This window comes from Vibrio sp. 2134-1 (genome assembly GCF_033339495.1).
In genome coordinates, this window is record NZ_JAWOUS010000091.1 from 1 (window position 1) to 1,291 (window position 1,291).

2 protein-coding genes are annotated in these 1,291 nt (G+C 47.3%); both read right to left on the reverse strand.

The window, feature by feature from the left end; translation table 11 throughout:
- Positions 1–426 (reverse strand): 16S rRNA (guanine(527)-N(7))-methyltransferase RsmG (gene rsmG / locus R7R78_RS24060; protein WP_225474364.1); only part of this gene is annotated, 426 nt, incomplete at its 3' end.
- Positions 426–1,291, reverse strand: an 866-nt coding sequence (locus R7R78_RS24065; RefSeq protein WP_225474365.1) for an FAD-dependent oxidoreductase, incomplete at its 5' end; no start/stop codon positions are given. The genes rsmG and R7R78_RS24065, both read right to left, overlap by 1 nt.

Genomic DNA, 1,291 nt, shown 5'->3' on the forward strand with positions numbered 1-1,291 from the left:
TCGACTCAAAACGCCATCAAATTTTTCTTCAGGTTGGAATTCTTCGACGCGACTTTGAATTGGTGTCACGTTTTTCAAACCTAACGTGTGGACAACTTGCTTGATAAAACGGATGCGCTTACCGAGGCTATCGAGCAGAAAGAACGTTTTCTCCGGATGCATGATCGCCAAAGGAATACCTGGCAATCCTGGGCCAGTGCCCACATCGATAAAACGTTCACCTTGCAGATGCGTGCCGACCACGATGCTATCCAGGATATGTTTCACTAACATCTCTAAAGGATCGCGAACCGAAGTTAGGTTGTACGCTTTGTTCCACTTATCGAGCAGCTCGACATAACCGACTAACTGCTCTCGTTGTTTTTCTGAAACGTCTAAATCGGTCTGTGCAATCAGTGAATCAAGCTTGGTTCGTAGTGCACTCATTACTCTTCCTCGCCTTTTTTCAGCAAGCCGTGCTTTTTCAGATGCACAAGAAGAATTGAAATCGCTGCAGGCGTAATGCCGGAAATACGCGAAGCAATGCCAATACTTTCCGGTTTGGCTTCGCTCAGTTTCGCAACCACTTCGTTCGACAAACCTTTTACGTCTTTGTAATCCAAATCCGTAGGCAGTTTTGTGTGTTCGTGGCGAAGTGATTTTTCGATCTCTTCCTGCTGACGCTTGATGTAACCGTCGTATTTCACCTGAATTTCTACTTGTTCTGCCGCTTGTTGATCTTCAAGAGCAGGAGCAAAGGCATCAAGTTGAGTCAATTGTGAGTATGAGATCTCTGGACGACGCAAAAGATCCTCACCACTTGCTTCACGCGCCATTGGCGTTTTCAGCAGTTTGTTCAGTTCATCAATGCCCGCCGAGTTTGGGTTTACCCAAGTAGACTTCAGACGCTGACGCTCGGTTTCCATGTTCTCGATTTTTTCGTTGAAACGCGCCCAACGAACATCATCAATCAAGCCAAGTTCACGAGCTTTTTCTGTCAAACGAAGGTCGGCGTTGTCTTCTCGAAGCAATAGGCGGTATTCCGCGCGAGAAGTGAACATGCGGTACGGCTCTTTGGTACCCATGGTCGACAAATCATCAATCAGAACGCCCATGTATGCTTGGTCACGGCGCGGGCTCCAGCCTTCTTTGCCTTGGCTGTACAAGCTTGCGTTCAAGCCCGCCATTAAGCCTTGTGCCGCAGCTTCTTCGTAGCCTGTTGTACCGTTGATTTGGCCAGCAAAGAATAGACCACTGATGAATTTAGTCTCGTAAGTTTGCTTCAAATCACGTGGATCGAAGAAATCGTACT